This window comes from Streptomyces sp. NPDC034099 (genome assembly GCF_055575415.1).
This window is the reverse complement of record NZ_JBVISR010000013.1, coordinates 44,116-61,906: the sequence shown is the minus strand read 5'-3', so window position 1 is coordinate 61,906 and position 17,791 is coordinate 44,116. Positions and strand designations below refer to the sequence as shown.

The 17,791-nt window shown below is 72.5% G+C and carries 16 protein-coding genes; 6 read left to right on the top strand and 10 right to left on the bottom strand.

The window, feature by feature from the left end:
• Nucleotides 1–31: 31 nt before the first annotated feature.
• Nucleotides 32–1,261 (top strand): trypsin-like serine peptidase, encoded by a 1,230-nt coding sequence (locus ACZ56V_RS31115; protein WP_398915209.1) that lies wholly within the window; start codon nucleotides 32–34, stop codon nucleotides 1,259–1,261.
• Between the two features lie 112 nt (nucleotides 1,262–1,373).
• Complete coding sequence (locus ACZ56V_RS31110; protein ID WP_468946921.1) at nucleotides 1,374–2,585, top strand: trypsin-like serine peptidase; 1,212 nt, start codon at nucleotides 1,374–1,376, stop codon at nucleotides 2,583–2,585.
• A gap of 90 nt (nucleotides 2,586–2,675) precedes the next feature.
• Here the strand turns inward: ACZ56V_RS31110 and hflX are convergent, their stop codons facing one another.
• The 6 genes from hflX to miaA form a co-directional block, all read right to left on the bottom strand.
• Nucleotides 2,676–4,169 (bottom strand): GTPase HflX, encoded by a 1,494-nt coding sequence (hflX, locus tag ACZ56V_RS31105; RefSeq protein WP_356362689.1) that lies wholly within the window; start codon nucleotides 4,167–4,169, stop codon nucleotides 2,676–2,678.
• A gap of 146 nt (nucleotides 4,170–4,315) precedes the next feature.
• Entirely contained in the window at nucleotides 4,316–5,842 is a 1,527-nt protein-coding gene (locus tag ACZ56V_RS31100) for a M1 family metallopeptidase (protein WP_468946918.1), read from the bottom strand.
• An 85-nt stretch (nucleotides 5,843–5,927) separates the two neighbouring features.
• On the bottom strand, nucleotides 5,928–8,099 hold the full coding sequence (locus tag ACZ56V_RS31095; protein WP_468946915.1) for a RelA/SpoT family protein: 2,172 nt from the start codon (nucleotides 8,097–8,099) through the stop codon (nucleotides 5,928–5,930).
• A 246-nt stretch (nucleotides 8,100–8,345) separates the two neighbouring features.
• Nucleotides 8,346–9,239, bottom strand: coding sequence for a diaminopimelate epimerase (gene dapF, locus ACZ56V_RS31090; RefSeq protein ID WP_468946912.1), 894 nt, complete (start codon nucleotides 9,237–9,239; stop codon nucleotides 8,346–8,348).
• 70 nt (nucleotides 9,240–9,309) lie between these two features.
• The gene (locus tag ACZ56V_RS31085) at nucleotides 9,310–9,810 is read right to left on the bottom strand and encodes a hypothetical protein (RefSeq protein WP_198601317.1); all 501 of its coding nucleotides are present in this window, start codon (nucleotides 9,808–9,810) and stop codon (nucleotides 9,310–9,312) included.
• A 107-nt stretch (nucleotides 9,811–9,917) separates the two neighbouring features.
• Nucleotides 9,918–10,856: a tRNA (adenosine(37)-N6)-dimethylallyltransferase MiaA gene (miaA, locus tag ACZ56V_RS31080; RefSeq protein ID WP_468946910.1), complete on the bottom strand. Its 939-nt coding sequence runs from the start codon at nucleotides 10,854–10,856 to the stop codon at nucleotides 9,918–9,920.
• A 182-nt stretch (nucleotides 10,857–11,038) separates the two neighbouring features.
• On the opposite strand from miaA, the gene ACZ56V_RS31075 reads away from it, so the two are divergent.
• Complete coding sequence (locus ACZ56V_RS31075) at nucleotides 11,039–11,317, top strand: hypothetical protein (protein ID WP_398915221.1); 279 nt, start codon at nucleotides 11,039–11,041, stop codon at nucleotides 11,315–11,317.
• Between the two features lie 24 nt (nucleotides 11,318–11,341).
• On the top strand, nucleotides 11,342–11,623 hold the full coding sequence (locus ACZ56V_RS31070) for an antitoxin (protein ID WP_398915223.1): 282 nt from the start codon (nucleotides 11,342–11,344) through the stop codon (nucleotides 11,621–11,623).
• A 170-nt stretch (nucleotides 11,624–11,793) separates the two neighbouring features.
• Here ACZ56V_RS31070 and ACZ56V_RS31065 read toward each other — a convergent pair whose 3' ends face one another.
• Both ACZ56V_RS31065 and miaB read right to left on the bottom strand, forming a co-directional pair.
• Complete coding sequence (locus tag ACZ56V_RS31065; RefSeq protein WP_468946906.1) at nucleotides 11,794–12,507, bottom strand: class III extradiol dioxygenase subunit B-like domain-containing protein; 714 nt, start codon at nucleotides 12,505–12,507, stop codon at nucleotides 11,794–11,796.
• A gap of 49 nt (nucleotides 12,508–12,556) precedes the next feature.
• Nucleotides 12,557–14,074: a tRNA (N6-isopentenyl adenosine(37)-C2)-methylthiotransferase MiaB gene (miaB, locus tag ACZ56V_RS31060; protein WP_398915227.1), complete on the bottom strand. Its 1,518-nt coding sequence runs from the start codon at nucleotides 14,072–14,074 to the stop codon at nucleotides 12,557–12,559.
• A gap of 144 nt (nucleotides 14,075–14,218) precedes the next feature.
• On the opposite strand from miaB, the gene ACZ56V_RS31055 reads away from it, so the two are divergent.
• Nucleotides 14,219–15,412, top strand: coding sequence for a cellulose-binding domain-containing protein (locus tag ACZ56V_RS31055; protein WP_468946902.1), 1,194 nt, complete (start codon nucleotides 14,219–14,221; stop codon nucleotides 15,410–15,412).
• Nucleotides 15,413–15,440: 28 nt separating this feature from the next.
• On the opposite strand, the gene ACZ56V_RS31050 is transcribed toward ACZ56V_RS31055, so the two are convergent.
• Both ACZ56V_RS31050 and ACZ56V_RS31045 read right to left on the bottom strand, forming a co-directional pair.
• Nucleotides 15,441–16,100 carry a response regulator transcription factor gene (locus ACZ56V_RS31050; RefSeq protein WP_356362669.1) on the bottom strand — a complete coding sequence of 220 codons (660 nt, stop codon included), beginning with the start codon at nucleotides 16,098–16,100 and terminating at the stop codon, nucleotides 15,441–15,443.
• Nucleotides 16,100–17,182 (bottom strand): HAMP domain-containing sensor histidine kinase, encoded by a 1,083-nt coding sequence (locus tag ACZ56V_RS31045; RefSeq protein WP_398915231.1) that lies wholly within the window; start codon nucleotides 17,180–17,182, stop codon nucleotides 16,100–16,102. The genes ACZ56V_RS31050 and ACZ56V_RS31045 overlap by 1 nt, the downstream gene beginning before the upstream one ends.
• 123 nt (nucleotides 17,183–17,305) lie before the next feature.
• Between ACZ56V_RS31045 and ACZ56V_RS31040 the strand changes: the two genes are divergently transcribed.
• Nucleotides 17,306–17,791: a cation:proton antiporter regulatory subunit gene (locus ACZ56V_RS31040; protein ID WP_052840162.1), complete on the top strand. Its 486-nt coding sequence runs from the start codon at nucleotides 17,306–17,308 to the stop codon at nucleotides 17,789–17,791.

Here is a 17,791-nt window from a genome sequence, read left to right as displayed (position 1 = left end):
ACGTTCGTTCACAGCAGGGGGAGTCAACACCATGCGATCCATACGGCCGTCGTTCAGCACGCGCGGGAACAGGCGCGGGCGGCGCGGAACCTCCTCCGCGGCCGCCGCCGTGGCGCTCGTCTCGGCGCTCGCGCTCACCGCCACGGCGTGCGAGGACGGCGACCCCGAGGCGGCCGGCGACGCCTCGGCCTCCGCGTCCGCCGCGGACGACGGCAACGGCGGGATCCGGATCCCGGAGCACGTCAAGGACAAGCTCAAAGAACACGGGATCGACGTCGACGACTGGAAGAACGGCGCCTGGAAGAACTGGAACAAGGACGACTGGCTGCGCGAGGCGCAGGACTTCGTCAACCCGATCATCGAGGGCCTGTGGGATCCGGACCGGATGCGGGACGCGGAGGAGCCGGACCAGGAGGTCGACGAGAACGACATCTCCGGTGACCAGGGTGTCACCGACCCGGAGCCCGCGCCCGTCGAGGCGGAGGCCGTACCGGCCAAGTACCACGACAACGCCGCCACGGCCGGCAAGCTCCTCTTCGACTCCCCCAAGGGTTCGATGGTGTGCTCGGCGACGGTCGTGAAGGACCCGGCCCACCCGGGCAAGTCCAACATGGTGTGGACGGCCGGTCACTGCGTGCACGCCGGCAAGAGCGGCGGCTGGTACCGCAACATCGCCTTCGTCCCGTCGTACAACGACGCGGACATGTCGGTCGAGGAACTGCAGACCGCCACCAAGGAGGAGATCGCTCCCTACGGTGTCTGGTGGGGCGACTGGGCGCAGACCTCGGACCAGTGGATCGAGCAGGGCGGTGCGACCGGCGGTGACGGCGCCTCGTACGACTTCGCCGTGATCCATGTGACGCCGGAGAAGGGCAGCGGCGGCAAGTCGCTGGAGGAGACGGTCGGCTCCGCGCTGCCGGTGGACTTCGACGCGCCCGCCGTGCCGGAGGTCGAGAGCATGAAGGCGATCGGCTACCCGGCCGCGCCGCCGTACGACGGCCAGAAGCTGTACCAGTGCCAGGACAAGCCCGGACGGCTGTCGATCAACGCCTCCGACCCGACGATGTACCGCATCGGCTGCACCATGACCGGCGGCTCGTCCGGCGGCGGCTGGGTCGCGACCGGTTCCGACGGCAAGCCCGCGCTGGTCTCCAACACCTCGATCGGTCCGGTGACGGCCGGCTGGCTGGCCGGTCCGCGCCTGGGCAAGGAGGCCAAGGGCGTGTTCGACGCGGTGAGCGGGAAGTTCACCGGCCAGTGATCGGGCGTCGAGCACCACGCCGATCCCGGCGGCGGACATCCAGGCATCCAGGCATTCAACCGTTCCTGCGCTTCATCTGACATTCATACGTTTCAACGGGGGTTGTCCCACCATGCGTTCCACACCTGTGTCCGCCGCGCCACGGCGCGGACGGCGCACCGCACTCGCCGCAGCCGGTCTGGTCGCCGCGCTCGCGCTCACCGCTACCGCCTGCGGTTCGGAGGAGGACGAGGCCGACGCCAAGCCCGGCGGCGGCACCTCCCAGGCCGCCGACGCGGGTGACCCCGGTGGTGGCGAGGGCGGTCTGCCCGCCGGCCTCGCGGACCGGCTCAAGAAGCACGGCATCGACGTCGACCAGTGGAAGGACGGCGGCTGGAAGAACTGGGACAGGGACAAGTGGCTCAGTGAGGCCAAGGACTTCGTCAACCCGGTGATCGAGGGCCTGTGGAAGCCGGACCGGATGAAGTCCGCGAAGGAGGCCGACAAGACCGTCACCAAGGACGCGGCCGCCGACCAGGGCGCCACCGACCCGGAGCCGGCGCCCGTCGAGGCCGTGGCCGAGAAGAAGCCGTACCACGAGAACGCGGCCCCGGTCGGCAAGGTCTTCTTCGACTCCCCCGAAGGCTCGATGGTCTGCTCCGGCACGGTCGTCAAGGACGTGAACCACCCGGGCAAGTCCAACCTGGTGTGGACGGCGGGCCACTGCGTGCACGCCGGCGGCAACGGCGGCTGGTACCGCAACATCGCCTTCGTCCCGTCGTACAACGACTACGGCAAGTCCGAGGCGGAGCTGGCGAACGCGACGACCACCGAGATGGCGCCGTACGGCACCTGGTGGGCCGACTGGGCGTCGACCTCGGACCAGTGGATCAAGGGCGGCTCGGAGAGCGGCGGCGACGGGGCCGCGTACGACTACTCGGTGCTGCACGTGAAGCCGGAGCAGGGCGGCAAGTCCCTGGAGGAGACCGTCGGCGCCGCGCTGGAGGTGGACTTCTCGGCCCCGTCGGCGACGGAGGTGCCCAGCATGGGTGCCTGGGGCTACCCGGCGGCGCCGCCGTACAACGGCCTGGAGATGTTCAAGTGCGTCGACCGGCCCGGCCGTCTTTCGCTGAGCCCGTCGCTGCCGACCATGTACCGCATCGGCTGCACCATGACCGGCGGTTCGTCGGGCGGCGGCTGGTTCCGGGTGGTGGACGGGGAGACCAAGCTGGTCTCGAACACCTCGATCGGCCCGCTGGAGAACACCTGGCTGGCGGGTCCGCAGCTGGGCCGGTCGGCCGAGGCGATGTACCAGGACATGAGCGAGACGTACGGCGGTCAGTGAACCGCAGGTGACCACGTGACGAGGGCCCGCCTCCTGCCTCGGCAGGGGACGGGCCCTCGGTCGTCGGCCTTTCGTACGGCCGCGCGGTTCTCAGGCGAGCGGCGCCGGAACGTACGGCGCGAACTCCGCCGCCAGTTCCTCGTGGACCCGCACCTTGAGCAGGGTGCCCTCCGGGGTGTGCTCCTCGGAGATCACCTCGCCCTCGTCGTGCGCGCGGGCCACCAGCTTGCCGTGGGTGTACGGCACGAGCGCCTCGATCTCGACCGAGGGACGCGGCAGCTCGTTGTCGATCAGCGCGAGCAGCTGGTCGATGTTCCGGCCGGTGCGCGCCGAGACCGCGATGGACCGCTTCTCGACCCGCAGCAGCCGCTGGAGCACCAGCGGGTCGGCCATGTCCGCCTTGTTGATCACGACGATCTCGGGCACGCCGGTGGCGCCGACGTCCCTGATCACCTCGCGCACGGCGGCCAGCTGCTCCTCCGGGACGGGGTGCGAACCGTCGACCACGTGCAGGATCAGGTCGGAGTCGCCGACCTCCTCCATCGTGGAGCGGAACGCCTCGACCAGGTGGTGCGGCAGGTGCCGGACGAAGCCGACGGTGTCGGCCAGCGTGTACAGACGGCCGCTGGGCGTCTCCGCGCGGCGCACCGTCGGATCGAGGGTGGCGAACAGCGCGTTCTCCACCAGCACGCCCGCACCGGTGAGGCGGTTGAGCAGCGAGGACTTGCCCGCGTTGGTGTAGCCCGCGATGGCGACGGAGGGCACCTTGTGGCGCTTGCGCTCCTGGCGCTTGATCTCGCGGCCGGTCTTCATCTCCGCGATCTCCCGGCGCATCTTCGCCATCTTCTCGCGGATCCGGCGCCGGTCCGTCTCGATCTTGGTCTCACCGGGACCACGGGTGGCGAGGCCGCCGCCCTTGCCGCCGCCCATCTGCCGGGACAGCGACTGGCCCCAGCCGCGCAGCCTCGGCAGCATGTACTGCATCTGCGCGAGCGCGACCTGTGCCTTGCCCTCTCGGGACTTGGCGTGCTGGGCGAAGATGTCCAGGATCAGCGCCGTGCGGTCGATGACCTTGACCTTGACGACGTCCTCGAGGTGGATCAGCTGCCCCGGGCTCAGCTCACCGTCGCAGATGACGGTGTCCGCGCCGGTGTCGAGGACGACGTCCCGCAGCTCCTCGGCCTTGCCGGAGCCGATGTAGGTGGCGGCGTCGGGCTTGTCGCGGCGCTGGACGACGCCGTCGAGCACGAGGGCGCCCGCCGTCTCCGCGAGGGCGGCCAGTTCGGCCAGCGAGTTCTCCGCGTCCTGCACGGTGCCCGACGTCCAGACGCCGACGAGGACGACCCGCTCCAGCCGGAGCTGGCGGTACTCGACCTCGGTGACGTCCTCGAGCTCGGTGGAGAGGCCCGCCACGCGGCGCAGGGCCGCGCGGTCGGAGCGGTCGAACTGCTCACCGTCCCACTGCGAGTCGCTTCCGTGGTTCCAGGCGACGTCCTCTTCCATCAGGGCATCGGCCCGGAGGCCCTCGGGATAGGTCTGCTCGAGACGCTTGGTGTCCTGGGAGGGGGAAGAAGAGGAGGTCATTGGATCCTTACGTAGCTGGGAAACGGTGGGCGCGGCACATGCGCCGCGACACTGTGTACAACGTGCGAGCCGCCGGGGAGATTCCCGGGGCCCGTACCGCGCCGTCCCGAAGATGGTCGCACGGCACGGGCCGTCTCGTCACCGGCTTATTCCCCGTGTGCCTTCCCGGAAGCCTTGGCGGGCGCCTTCCCGGCCGGAGTCTGCTTCCAGTCCGGGTGGCCGGGCATCGGCGGGGTCTTCTCGCCGTACAGCCAGGCCTGGAAGAAGCCGCCCAGGTCGCGTCCGGAGCTCTCGGAGGCGAGCCGGACGAAGTCGGCGGTCGTCGCCGTGCCGTCCTGGTTGCGGGCGACCCAGGCGCGCTCGAGCCCTTCGAAGGCGGTGCGGCCGATCTCCTGGCGCAGGGCGTAGAGCACGAGCGCGGCGCCGTCGTACACGTTGGAGCGGAAGATCCCGGTCTTGCTGCCGTTCTTCGGCGGCTTGGGGGCGGCGGGCGGTCCGCCCGCGGTGCGCCAGCGGTCGGAGGCCCCGTAGGCGGCCTTCATGCGCGCCGCCATGGGCTTGTCCGCGGTCTCCTCGGCGTACAGCGCCTCGTACCAGGTGGCGTGTCCCTCGTTGAGCCACAGGTCGGACCAGGTGCCGGGGCTGACGCTGTTGCCGAACCACTGGTGGGCCAGCTCGTGCACCATGATCGACTCGACGTACCACTTGGGGTAGGCGGGCTCGGTGAACAGCTCCCGTTCGAAGAGGGAGAGCGTCTGGGTCTCGAGCTCGAAGCCGGTGGTGGCGTCGGCCATGAGCAGGCCGTACGTCTCGAAGGGGTAGCGCCCGACCTTCCGCTCCATCCACGCGATCTGGTCCGGGGTCTTCTCCAGCCACGGTTCGAGCGCCGCGCGGTGCTTCGTCGGCACGACGTTCCGGACGGGCAGTCCGTGCGGCCCCGCGCGGTGCAGCACCGTGGAGCGGCCGATGGAGACCTGGGCCAGCTCGGTGGCCATGGGGTGCCCGCTGCGGTAGGTCCAGGTGGTCGAGCCGCCGGTGCGGTCCACGCCCGTCGGCAGGCCGTTCGCGACGGCCGTGAGCCCGTCGGGCGCGGTGATGTGGAACGTGAACCGTGCCTTGTCGGAGGGGTGGTCGTTGCAGGGGAACACCAGGTGGGCGACGTCCGCCTGGTTGGCCATGGCGAGGCCGTCGGCGGTGCGCACCCAGCCGCCCTGGCGGTCCTCGGAATACACGGGATCGCTGCTGTGCCGCACGGTGATCCGCGTCCGCTCGCCCTCGTCGAGCGCGTCCTCGGGCGTCACGACCAGGTCCTCACCGGCGGTGGCGAAGGCGGCGGGCTCGCCGTCGACCTCGACGGAGTCGACCTTGCCGTGGGCGAAGTCGAGGTTGAGCCGGTCCAGGTCGGCGGTGGTCCGGGCGTCGATGGTGGTGACGGCCTTCAGGGGCTTGCCGTTGTCGCCGGTGTAGGTGAAGGAGAGGTCGTACGCCGTCACGTCGTAGCCGGGGTTGCCCAGATGCGGGAAGAGGCGGTCGCCGACACCCAGCGGAGTCGGCGGGGCGCTCGCGGCGACCAGGCAGACGGAGACGGCGGAGGCGAGCAGCGCCGCGGCCCTGAGCCGGCGCCGGGAGCGGGTGCGGGGTCGCGGAGTCGGGGGGTGAGGCGTGTGCAGCATCCCTCACGGCTATCAGCGCGCGCCTGCCCCGCGGCGACGACGCGCGCCCGGGACACCCGAACGGGTTCCCGCGCGGCGTGCCGGTTCAGGCGCCGGCCGGCTGCGGCTGGGCGCGGCTGACGTCGTACACGCCGGCCACGTCGCGCATGGCCCGCATGAGGGCGGGCAGCCGGGCGGCGTCCGGGAGCACCACGGTGTAGCTGTGCCGGACCCGCTGGCGGTCGGGTGGCTCGACGGTCGCGGAGACGATCTCGGCGCCTTCGAGGGCCATGGCCTCGGTGAGGTCGGCCAGGAGGTGCGGGCGGCCGAACGATTCGGCGAGGAGGGTCACCCGGCATCCGGTGCTCTCGCCCCAGCGCACACCTACCTCCGCGCGCCCGGCGCCCTTCATACGCGCCACCACGGCGCACTGGGCGCGGTGCACGGTCACCACTCCCCCGCGCACGGCGAAGCCGGTGATCTCGTCCGGCGGTACGGGGGTGCAGCAGCCCGCAAGCCGCACGCTGGCGCCCGGAGGGTCGACGAGGACGTCGGCGGAGGCGGGGCGCGCGGGTGCGGCACCCGAGGGCGGGCGTGGGGCATCGGGGTGGGCCTCCGGTGCGGCGGGGCCGCGGGCCGGCTCCTCGACCTCGGGCGCCGGTTCCGGATGGGCCGCGAGCCGCCGCTGGATGGCGATCCGCGCGGCGGGGGTGTGGGCGTGCTCCAGCCAGTCCCTGGAGGGCTCGGATGCGGGGTCCTGTCCCATCAGGAGCTGCACGGTGTCGCCGTCCCGCAGCACCGTGCTCATGGTCGCCAGGCGGCCGTTGACCCGGGCGCCGATGGTCGCGTGCGCGTCCTCGCCGTACTGGGCGTAGGCGGCGTCGACGCAGGTCGCGCCCTCGGGGAGGCCGAGGGTGCCGCCGTCGGGGCGGAAGACGGTGATCTCGCGGTCCTGGGCGAGGTCCGCGCGGAGGGTGGACCAGAAGGTGTCGGGGTCGGGGGCGCCGCGCTGCCAGTCGAGCAGCCGGGACAGCCAGCCGGGCCGGGTCGGGTCGGCGCGCTCGCCGTCGCCCGGGCTCTGCTCCTCGGACGGCTGGGCGTACGGGTTGCCGAGCGCGACCACACCGGCTTCGGCGACCTTGTGCATCTGGTGGGTGCGGATGAGGACTTCGACGACCTGGCCGTCCTCCGCGCGGGCGACCGCCGTGTGCAGCGACTGGTAGAGGTTGAACTTGGGGACGGCGATGAAGTCCTTGAACTCCGAGACGACGGGCGTCATACAGGTGTGGAGTTCACCGAGGACTGCGTAGCAGTCGGCGTCCTCCTGGACGAGTACCAGGAGGCGGCCGAAGTCCGCGCCGCGGAGTGTGCCGCGCTTGCGGGAGACGCGGTGCACGGAGACGAAGTGGCGCGGGCGGATGAGGACTTCGGCCGGGATGTCGGCCTCGCGCAGCACCTCGCGCACCTCGTCGGCGACCGCGGTGAGCGGGTCGTCCGCGCGGGCGGCGTTCTCCTGGACCAGCTCCCGCGTGTGCGCGCACTCCTCGGGGTGCATGACCGCGAAGACGAGGTCCTCCAGCTCGGACTTGAGCGCCTGGACGCCGAGCCGTTCGGCGAGCGGGATGAGGACATCGCGGGTGACCTTGGCGATGCGTTCCTGCTTCTCGCGGCGCATGACGCCGAGGGTGCGCATGTTGTGCAGCCGGTCGGCGAGTTTGATCGACATCACGCGGACGTCGTTGCCGGTGGCGAGGAGCATCTTGCGGAAGGTCTCGGGTTCGGCGGCGGCGCCGTAGTCGACCTTCTCCAGCTTGGTGACGCCGTCGACGAGGTAGCGGACCTCGGCGCCGAACTCCTCGCCGACCTGGTCGAGGGTCACCTCGGTGTCCTCGACGGTGTCGTGCAGGAGCGAGGCGGTCAGGGTGGTGGTCTCCGCGCCGAGTTCGGCGAGGATCAGGGTGACGGCGAGGGGGTGGGTGATGTATGGCTCGCCGCTCTTGCGCATCTGGCCGCGGTGCGAGGACTCGGCCAGGACGTAGGCGCGGCGCAGCGGGTCGAGGTCGGCGTCGGGGTGGTGGGCGCGGTGGGCCTCGACGACGTGGCCGATGGCGTCGGGGAGGCCCCGGCTGCGGGTGGCGGAACCGAGCAGGGCGGCGCGGCCCAGCCGGCGCAGGTCGATCCGGGGGCGGGCCTTCCTGCGGGGCGCCGGCGTGACGGCACCGGTGGCCGCGGGCGGCACGGGGCCCGGGGTCGCTGGGTTCACGGCCTCCGCATTCATGGGCACCTCCGGCTGCGCGGACCGGCGGACGGGGAATCCCAGGGCGGACACGGCTCAGGGGATGCTGTCGTTCCCCCGTCCGGGCCGGTGCTTGATGCTATCGAGCCCATCACGTGCGGCCGACCGCCTCTCGCCGAGCGTGAAACGGATCACCCATTCGAGCGATGGTCCGAGGGTTTACGTTTTCGTACTGAGTGTCATGGACCGGGCTGTGGTTCACCTCGGCCATGGTCACCGGGTCCTCGTTCAGGCGCGTACCCCCTCCAGCCAGGCGGAGTCGAACTCGCCCTCCGCGACGATCACCGCGGCCCCGGTCATCTCGATCTCGCCGTCCGGACGCTCGGTGATCACCAGGGTGCCGCCGGGCACGTCGACGGTGTACGTGGCCGGGGTGCCGGTGACCGCCGGGTCGGCACCGTCCCGGCGGGCGGCGGCGACGGCGACGGCACAGGCGCCGGTGCCGCAGGAGCGGGTCTCACCGGAGCCGCGCTCGTGGACGCGCATGGCGACGTGGCGGGGGCCCCGGTCGACCACGAACTCGACGTTGACCCCGTCCGGGTAGGCGCCGGCGGGCGCGTGGGACGGCGGGGCGTACAGGTCGCCGGCGTGGGCGAGGTCGGCGACGAAGGCGACCGCGTGCGGGTTGCCCATGTTCACGTTCCGCGCGGGCCAGGTGCGCTCGCCCACGCTCACCTCGACGTCTCCCTCGGGCAGCAGGGCGCGGCCCATGCCGACCGTGATGTCGCCCGCGGCGGAGCCGCCCCCGGAGGCGGACTTGGCGATGTGCACGCGCTTCACTCCCCCGCGCGTCGCCACGGCGAGGTCGCCTTCTCCGACGTACCCGGCGTGCTGGAGGTAGCGCGCGAAGACCCGCACGCCGTTGCCGCACATCTCGGCGACCGAGCCGTCGCCGTTGCGGTAGTCCATGAACCACTCCGCCTCGGCGGCCATGCCCCGGGCCTCGGGGTGCGCCGCGGACCGCACCACGTGCAGCAGTCCGTCCCCGCCGAGCCCCGCGCGGCGGTCGCACAGGGCGGCGACGGCGGCGGGCGGCAGGTCGACGGTGTTCTCCGGGTCGGGAACGATCACGAAGTCGTTCTCGGTGCCGTGACCCTTGAGGAAGGCGATCCGCGTGCTCATTCCTCGATCGTACGGGGTGGGCGCGGCACGACGACGAGGGGCGGAGGACGCCCCCGGGCGCAGGGCGCCGTCAGCCCCGCAGGCGGGCGACCCGCCACACGGCCAGGACGACGACCGCGGCGACCGCCAGGGCGTACACGAGGATCGTCCGCCAGTCGGCACGGCGTCCCGACCCGCGCTGGGGAAGGCCGGGCCAGGTGTATCCGACCCGGCGGGCGGCCATCATGCCCCAGCCGGCCGCGCAGGAGCAGATCAGCAGGCCCAGCATCGCGATCACGGCGCCGCTGTCGCCGAAGTCGAAGGCGAGCGGGAAGGCGAACATCAGGGAGCCGAGTGCGGCCAGGCACACGATGGGGGCGAGCTGCCAGATCCGCAGGCGCCGCTGGGGACGCAGCTCGACCTCGACCTCGTCCCCGTACATCTCGTCGGGCGCGGGACCGTCGGCTGCGACGCCCTCCGGCGTCTCGTCGGGGCCGTCGGGGCTCAGGGCGCCGCCGTCGGGCTCCGGTCCGCCGGGGTCGGCGGTGCCGTGCTCGGTGCTCCGTGCGGTGTCGCGAGGGCCGGCCTCCATCGCCACGCGCCCTCCCAACTAGGACTCACTCGGTCGATCGAAGCTCGATGATGGCACGCCTCCGAAGGCCCGGATGACGGCCGGGGCGTCCCGATGCCATCACGTGATCAGGCTGTAACCGGTCGTTCGACCAACGACAGGGCGAGCTGCGGAAGTTCCGTGCGATCCGCCACACCCCCACTCAGCCAATGCACCCGCGGGTCGCGCCTGAACCACGAATCCTGACGGCGCGCGAAGCGCTTGGTGGCACGGACGGTCTCGGCGCGCGCCTCGTCGAGCGTGCACTCACCGGCGAGCGCCGTGAGGACCTGCTGGTAGCCGAGCGCGCGCGACGCCGTACGCCCCTCGCGCAACCCCCGCGCCTCCAGCGCCCGGACCTCGTCGACCAGACCGGCCTCCCACATCCGGTCGACGCGCAGGGCGATGCGCTCGTCCAGTTCGGGGCGCGCCACGTCGACGCCGATCTGCACGGTGTCGTAGACGGAGTCGTGACCGGGGAGGTTGGCGGTGAAGGGCCTGCCGGTGATCTCGATCACCTCGAGGGCGCGCACGATCCGGCGCCCGTTGCTGGGCAGGATGGCCCGCGCCGCCTCCGGGTCGGCGGCGGCCAGTCGGGCGTGCAGCGCACCGGAGCCGCGCAGTTCGAGTTCCCCCTCCAGGCGGGCCCTGATCTCGGGGTCGGTGCCGGGGAACTCCAGGTTGTCGACGGCTCCGCGGACGTAGAGACCGGAACCGCCGACCAGGACCGGCCAGCGCCCCTCGCCGAGCAGCGCGTCGATCCGCTCCCGCGCGAGACGCTGGTACTCGGCGACGGACGCGGTGACCGTCACGTCCCAGATGTCCAGCAGGTGGTGCGGTACGCCACCGCGTTCCTCGGGCGTCAGCTTGGCGGTGCCGATGTCCATCCCACGGTAGAGCTGCATGGAGTCGGCGTTGACGACCTCACCGCCGAGTCGCTCGGCCAGGAAGACGCCCAGATCGGACTTTCCGGCCGCGGTGGGTCCGACTACGGCGATGACGCGGGGGGCGGGGGGTGCGCTGCTCACCGCACCAGTCTCGCAAACCTCTCACCTCGCCCTCGAACGAGTTACGTGACGGTCCGCGTCCGGGGTCGTTGCCCGTTGCGAGGTTCCCGCTCCCCGGACCACCGGGTCATGGCCCCGGCCACGCAAACGGACGCACCGGATGCCGCGGGATTTCGCCCGCACGAGTAACGTATGGAGTTGATATGGGCGTTTTTGCACGGCTTTTTCGGAGGTCGAAGAACACCGAGGAGACGTCGGCCGCGGAGACGCGGACCGGCACCCCGGACACCGAGGGCGCGGCGGAGGTGAAGGCGACCGAGGCCGTGGAGACGGCCGAGGCGGGCCCCCGGAACACGGCGGTGACCGACGAAGCCGACGGGGCCGCCGCCGAGTCCGGCGACTCGGAGAGCGTCGGCATCCCCAAGCAGCAGTCCGCCGGGGAGGCCGTCGACAACGAGGCCGACAAGGGCGCCCGCACCTGACTGCCCCGTGAGGGAAGGCGAACCATGGGTCTCCTGGACAACTTGAAGGCCAGACTCGAACCGGCGAAGGGCAAGGTCTCCGACCTCGCGCAGCAGCACGGCGACAAGATCGACCACGGTCTCGACAAGATGGCGCGGACCGTCGACGAGCGGACCAAGGGCAAGTACAGCGACCGGATCCAGACGGGCACGGGCAAGGCCAAGGGCGCCATGGACCGCCTCGCGCACAAGGACGACAAGGGCAGGGAAGGAGACGGCGACACGCCCGGCGGCCCCCCTCCGGCGGGACCGCCCCCGGCGTCCTGACCGGGCGCACACCGTCGTGGGACGGCCTCGTCGTGGGACGGCCTCGGAGCCGGAACGGTGGATCGGCTCCGGGCCGTCCGCGGACTGCACAGCAGACCGGCTCGGACCGGCTCAGGGCGGCCCGGGGAACCGGATCCGTGGCCGCCCGCGGGCGGGTTGCCGCCTGGTCGTCATGACCAGGCGGCCGCGACGTACCCGACCCCGTAGGGCGCGTCCTCGTACAGCAGGGTGCCGACGAGGTCCGTGTCCCCGGCCGCGCCCGCGAGGACCTGCCAGGGCGCCCGGCCGGACACCTTGAGCTCGCGGGCCAGTACGACGTCCAGCGCGGCGAGCGCGGCCGGTTCCGCCGCTCCCAGGGCGCGGCCCACCTCCGCGTCGAAGGGCGCCGCCCGCTCGTCGAGGTAGCCGGGCGCCTTCAGTGAGCGGCACGCGCTGGCGTCGCCCAGCACCAGCAGCGCCGTCCGCCCGGCCCGCGCGGCGATGTCCCGGCCGAGGGCGGCGCAGCGCTCGGCGGACAGCGCGTCCCCCACACCGATGCCGTCGACGGGGACACCGGTCCAGTCGGTCCGCCCGAGCAGCCAGGCGCCCACGGCGAACCCGTAGGGCAGCTCGGTCCCGTCCGCGTCGCCGCTGTCGGCGCCCAGGTACACGTCCAGGTCCACGCCGAAGCCGCGGAAGGAGCCCCGCGCGCCCTGCGGGTAGACCTCGGGCCCGGCGGAGTCGGCGGGCCCGACGACCACAAGCCGGTCGGGCCGGGACGCGGCGAGCACGCCCAGCGCGTCCCTGCACGCGACGCGCGCGGCGTCCAGCTCGGGCGCGGCACCCGCCGCGACCTCCGGTACGAGGAGCGGCGGACAGGGGCAGACGGCGGCGGCGACAAGCATGATCGGCAGCGTATCCCCGTACCGCCGCCCCCTGCGGCAGCCCCCGCGGTCAGTCGCAGCCGCAGCCGCTCGCCACGGCCGGCTGGGGCTCGGGGACGCCGATCTTCGGCAGGCCGAGGAGCACACCGGCCGGCTTGGCCTGCTCCGCCGTATTGCGCTTCTCCCAGGCGTCGCCCGCGCGCGTGCGGCGCACGTCGAGCACCGTGCCCTCGGCGAGGAGGTGGTGCGGGGCGGCGTAGGTGACCTCGACCGTCACCACGTCGCCGGGGCGGACCTCCTGGTCGGGCTTGGTGAAGTGCACCAGGCGGTTGTCGGGGGCGCGGCCGGAGAGGCGGTGGGTGGCGCCGTCCTTGCGGCCCTCGCCCTCGGCGACCATCAGCTCCAGGGTGCGGCCGACCTGCTTCTTGTTCTCCTCCCAGGAGATCTCCTCCTGGAGGGCGACCAGGCGCTCGTAGCGCTCCTGGACGACCGCCTTGGGGATCTGGCCGTCCATCTCGGCGGCCGGGGTCCCGGGCCGCTTGGAGTACTGGAAGGTGAAGGCCTGGGCGAACCGGGCCTCGCGCACCACGTGCAGGGTCTGCTCGAAGTCCTCCTCGGTCTCGCCCGGGAAGCCCACGATGATGTCGGTGGTGATCGCGGCGTGCGGGATGGCGGCCCGCACCTTCTCGATGATGCCGAGGTAGCGCTCCTGGCGGTAGGAGCGGCGCATCGCCTTGAGCACCGGGTCGGATCCGGACTGGAGCGGCATGTGCAACTGCGGCATCACGTTCGGCGTCTCGGCCATGGCGGCGATGACGTCGTCGGTGAAGTCGCGCGGGTGCGGGGAGGTGAAGCGGACGCGCTCCAGACCGTCGATGTTCCCGCAGGCGCGCAGCAGCTTGCTGAACGCCTCGCGGTCGCCGATGTCGGAGCCGTAGGCGTTGACGTTCTGCCCGAGCAGGGTGATCTCGCTGACGCCCTCGGCGACCAGGGCCTCGACCTCGGCGAGGATGTCGCCGGGCCGGCGGTCCTTCTCCTTGCCGCGCAGCGCCGGGACGATGCAGAAGGTGCAGGTGTTGTTGCAGCCGACCGAGATGGACACCCAGGCCGCGTACGCGCTCTCGCGCCGGGTGGGCAGCGTGGACGGGAACGCCTCCAGGGACTCGGCGATCTCGACCTGCGCCTCCTCTTGCACGCGGGCGCGCTCCAGCAGCACCGGGAGCTTGCCGATGTTGTGGGTGCCGAAGACGACGTCCACCCAGGGGGCCCGCTTCACGATGGTGTCGCGGTCCTTCTGCGCCAGGCAGCCGCCGACCGCGATCTGCATGCCGGGGCGGCTCGCCTTCTTGGGGGCGAGGTGGCCGAGGTTGCCGTACAGCTTGTTGTCGGCGTTCTCCCGTACGGCGCAGGTGTTGAAGACGACGACGTCCGCGTCGCCGTCGGCGCCCTCGGGGGCGCGGACGTAGCCCGCGTCTTCCAGCAGACCGGACAATCGCTCGGAGTCGTGGACGTTCATCTGGCACCCGTAGGTGCGTACTTCGTAGGTGCGCGTGCCGCCCACTGCCTGGCTCCGGTCGATGCTGCTCATGGCAACAAGAGTAGGCGGTCACGATCGCGCCCAGTGCCGCGCACATATTGACAGTACACCGTCAGACCCGCTCTCCTGTTGTGGGAGCGCTCCCATATGTGGTGTGGCGCTCACGCGTCCCCTCTCCCGCACTGGAGGCACCCTGTGCGCACCCGAGTTCTCCGATTACTGCGCCGGCCCTGGACCGCGGCGTTGGCCGCCGTGGCGCTGGTGGTGTCGGTCCTGGTGGCCATGCCCGCGAGCGGTGCGGCGGCGGCCGCCTGCCGGGTCGACTACACCGTCGACGCGTGGGCGGGCGGCTACACCGCCCGGGTGCGGGTCACCAATCTCGGCCCCGCGGTGAACGACTGGCGTCTGACCTGGACCTACACCGGCGATCAGCAGGTGACGTCGGCGTGGAACGCGGCCGTCACGCAGACCGGCGCGTCCGTCGTCGCCGTCAACGCGGACTGGAACGGCGCGCTGTCCACCGGCGGCACCGCCGAGTTCGGAGTGCAGGGGACCTGGCGGTCCGCCGACCCCGCGCCGGACGACTTCGCGCTCAACGGCTCCTCCTGCGGCGGCGACGGCGGGACACCGCCGACCAGCACGCCACCGCCCAGCACGCCACCGCCGACCACGCCTCCCCCCACCACTCCGCCGCCCTCCGCGGAGTGCGGGGACGCCGTGATCTGCTCGGGCTTCGAGGACCAGGCCGGCCCCGAGCCGTCCGGCGACTGGCGGTTCACCGCGCCCGACTGCCAGGGCACGGGCACGGTCGCCGTCGACTCGGCGGTGTCGCACGCGGGCGGCAGGTCGCTGCGCGTGGACGGCCGGGCCGGCTACTGCAACCACGCCTTCGTCGCCCATGCCGCGGACCTGTCGTCGGTCGGCCCCGTGCTGTACGTGCGCATGTGGGTCCGGCACACCACCGCGCTGCCCACCTCGCACGTCACCTTCGTGTCGATGCCGGACTCGGCGCAGGGCGGCCGGGCGCTGCGCGTGGGCGGCCAGAACGGCGCGCTGCAGTGGAACCGGGAGAGCGACGACGCCACCCTGCCCGCGCAGAGCCCGGCCGGGGTCGCGCTGAGCAGGCCGCTGCCGAAGGACGGCTGGCAGTGCCTGCGGTTCGCGGTCGACACCTCGGCCGGCCACCTGGACACCTGGCTCGGCGACGAGCAGGTCCCGGGCCTGCACGCCGACGGGGTGCCGACGCAGGACGTCGACCAGCAGTGGCTCGCCCACGGCAGCGCGCCCCGGCCGACCTCGCTGCGACTGGGCTGGGAGAGCTACGCGACGGGTGACGACACCCTGTGGTTCGACGACGTGGCCGTCGGTTCCGCGCCGATCGGCTGCTGACCGCCGGTGCGGGCGCCGGGTGCGGGGCTCACGGCTCGATGAGCCCCGCGCGGATCGCGTACCGGGTGAGTTCCAGCCGGTCGCGGACGCCGAGCTTCTGCAGGAGGTTCGCGCGGTGGCGTTCGACGGTCTTGGCGCTGATGAACAGCAGCTCGCCGATCTCCTTGGAGGTGTGGCCCTCGGCGACGAGCTTGAGGATCTCCTCCTCGCGCTCGGTGATCGGCCGCTCGGGCAGGCCGCCGCCGCCCTGCACGCGTTCGAGATAGGAGCGGACGAGGGCCCGTTCGGCGCCGGGGTAGATGAAGGGCTCGTCGCGCACCGCGGCCCGGCACGCCTCGACCAGGTCGCGGTCGGCGACGGACTTGAGGACGTATCCGCAGGCGCCCGCCTTGAGGGCCTCGAAGAAGTACTGCTCGTTGTCGTACATGGTCAGGATCAGGATGCGCAGCTCGGGCAGGCGGCGGGAGAGTTCGCGGGCCGCCTGGAGGCCGGTCATGCGGGGCATGGCGACGTCCAGGACGGCCAGGTCGACCTCGGTGGCCCGCGCGGCCGCGACCGCTTCGGCACCGTCACCGGCCTCGGCGACCACCGTCAGATCGGGTTCGCCGTCCAGGATGAGGCGGACTCCGCGGCGTACGAGGGTGTGGTCGTCGGCGAGCAGGACGCGGATCGGGGGCCGTTGGGACATCAGGGGCTGTCTCCGGTTCGGTCTGCGGAACGGTCCCCGGGCGGCGCGGGGACGCGCAGGCGTACGTCGGTGCCCCCTCCGGGGGCGGGCTGGAAGTGGATGTCGGCTCCTATCAGCAGGGCCCGCTCCCGCATCCCGCGGATGCCGGCGCCCTCGGCGGCCGTGCCGAGGCCGGTGCCGTCGTCGCGGACGAGCAGTTCGACACCGCCGCCCTCGGACGGCGGCAGCGGGCGCAGCGTGAGCGCGGCGCGGGCGGCCAAGGCGTGGCGGGCGGTGTTCGTCAGGCCTTCCTGGGCGACCCGGTAGAGCACGAGTTCGACCTCCGGGGCGAGCGGGGGCAGGTCACCGGGGATCTGGTGCTGGACGGTCAGTCCGTGGTGGGTGAACTCGGCGGCGAGCGAGCGCAGGGCGCTGGCCAGGCCGAGTTCCTCCAGGACGCCGGGGCGCAGGCGGCGCGCGATGCGGCGGATCTCGTCGAGCCCGGCCCGGGTGGCCTCCTGGGCCAGGGTCACCTCGTCGCGCAGGTCCCCGGGGACGCGGTCGGCGACGCGCTTGAGCTGGAGGAGGACGGCGGTGAGGGTCTGGCCGACCTCGTCGTGGAGTTCGCGCGCGATGCGGTGCCGTTCGCGTTCCTGGGCCTCCAGCGCCCGGCCGGCACCGGCGGCGCGTTCGGCCTGGAGCCGGTCCAGCATCGTGTTGTACGTCGCGATCAGCTGCGCCGCCTCGGCCGGTCCGGAGACCGTGGGCCGGGTCCCGGGCACCAGCAGGTCGGCGGTGGACATGGCCCGGCCCAGCCGGTGCAGCGGGGTGAGTCCGATGCGCAGGACGACCGCGTTGCCGATCAGCAGGGCCGCGAGGCCCGCCAGCAGGACGAGGGCCTCCCCGGCCAGCACGGGGGTCGACACGGTGACCGGTCCCAGCAGCAGTGCGGTGGCGACGACCAGGCCGGCGGCGTTGAGCGAGAAGATCCGCCAGAACAGCGACACGTTGCTCTTTCCGCTCCTCCCGGCCCGCTCGCACGACACCCCCGCGGCTAGCTTCGCCGACCGCGACCGGCTGCGTATATCCGTCACGACACCCATATCGCCACCGTACGTGCGGATGGCAGCATGGCGAGGTCGCGAGCACGGCACCCACGTGCGCAGACGCAGCGAAGGGCAGCGAGCGACGCGGCAGCCAGCGCAGGACGAATGAGGGGAAAGCACGTGTCAGCTCCACGCCTGAGGGCGACGCCGCTCCCGGGTATCGGGGTCCAGTACGACCTGGTGACCCGCGAACACCGCCACCTGTCGGTGGTGGCCCACCGCGACGGCGCCCGCACGGTGAACGTGTACCGGTCCGACGACCCCGATTCCTGTGCCCACTCGCTGCGGCTGAGCGGCCCCGAGGCGGGCGCGCTGATCGACGCGCTGAAGCCCTCCCACCACAGCGCGAGCCTGCTCTACACCACCGATCTGGGGCTGGTCGCCGAGCGGGTCGAGGTGGCCGCCACCTCCCGCTGGAACGGACGGCTGCTGGGCGACACCCGGATGCGGACCGACACGGGAGCCTCGATCGTGGCGGTGCTGCGGCGGGCCGAGGCGATTCCCTCGCCGGCCCCGGACTTCCGGCTCGTGGGTGGTGACACCTTGATCGTCATCGGCACCCGTGAGGGCGTCGACGCCGCCGCGGCGATACTCGGGCAGGAGTGA

Bases quoted from the DNA above. Each gene is read 5' to 3' on its own strand.
- ACZ56V_RS31065 (WP_468946906.1), bottom strand. From the start codon at position 12,507: ATGCTTGTCGCCGCCGCCGTCTGCCCCTGTCCGCCGCTCCTCGTACCG.
- ACZ56V_RS31115 (WP_398915209.1), top strand. From the start codon at position 32: ATGCGATCCATACGGCCGTCGTTCAGCACGCGCGGGAACAGGCGCGGG.
- dapF (WP_468946912.1), bottom strand. From the start codon at position 9,239: ATGAGCACGCGGATCGCCTTCCTCAAGGGTCACGGCACCGAGAACGAC.
- ACZ56V_RS31050 (WP_356362669.1), bottom strand. From the start codon at position 16,100: ATGTCCCAACGGCCCCCGATCCGCGTCCTGCTCGCCGACGACCACACC.
- ACZ56V_RS31110 (WP_468946921.1), top strand. From the start codon at position 1,374: ATGCGTTCCACACCTGTGTCCGCCGCGCCACGGCGCGGACGGCGCACC.
- miaB (WP_398915227.1), bottom strand. From the start codon at position 14,074: ATGAGCAGCATCGACCGGAGCCAGGCAGTGGGCGGCACGCGCACCTAC.
- ACZ56V_RS31085 (WP_198601317.1), bottom strand. From the start codon at position 9,810: ATGGAGGCCGGCCCTCGCGACACCGCACGGAGCACCGAGCACGGCACC.
- ACZ56V_RS31095 (WP_468946915.1), bottom strand. From the start codon at position 8,099: ATGAATGCGGAGGCCGTGAACCCAGCGACCCCGGGCCCCGTGCCGCCC.
- ACZ56V_RS31075 (WP_398915221.1), top strand. From the start codon at position 11,039: ATGGGCGTTTTTGCACGGCTTTTTCGGAGGTCGAAGAACACCGAGGAG.
- ACZ56V_RS31100 (WP_468946918.1), bottom strand. From the start codon at position 5,842: ATGCTGCACACGCCTCACCCCCCGACTCCGCGACCCCGCACCCGCTCC.
- ACZ56V_RS31045 (WP_398915231.1), bottom strand. From the start codon at position 17,182: ATGGGTGTCGTGACGGATATACGCAGCCGGTCGCGGTCGGCGAAGCTA.
- hflX (WP_356362689.1), bottom strand. From the start codon at position 4,169: ATGACCTCCTCTTCTTCCCCCTCCCAGGACACCAAGCGTCTCGAGCAG.
- ACZ56V_RS31070 (WP_398915223.1), top strand. From the start codon at position 11,342: ATGGGTCTCCTGGACAACTTGAAGGCCAGACTCGAACCGGCGAAGGGC.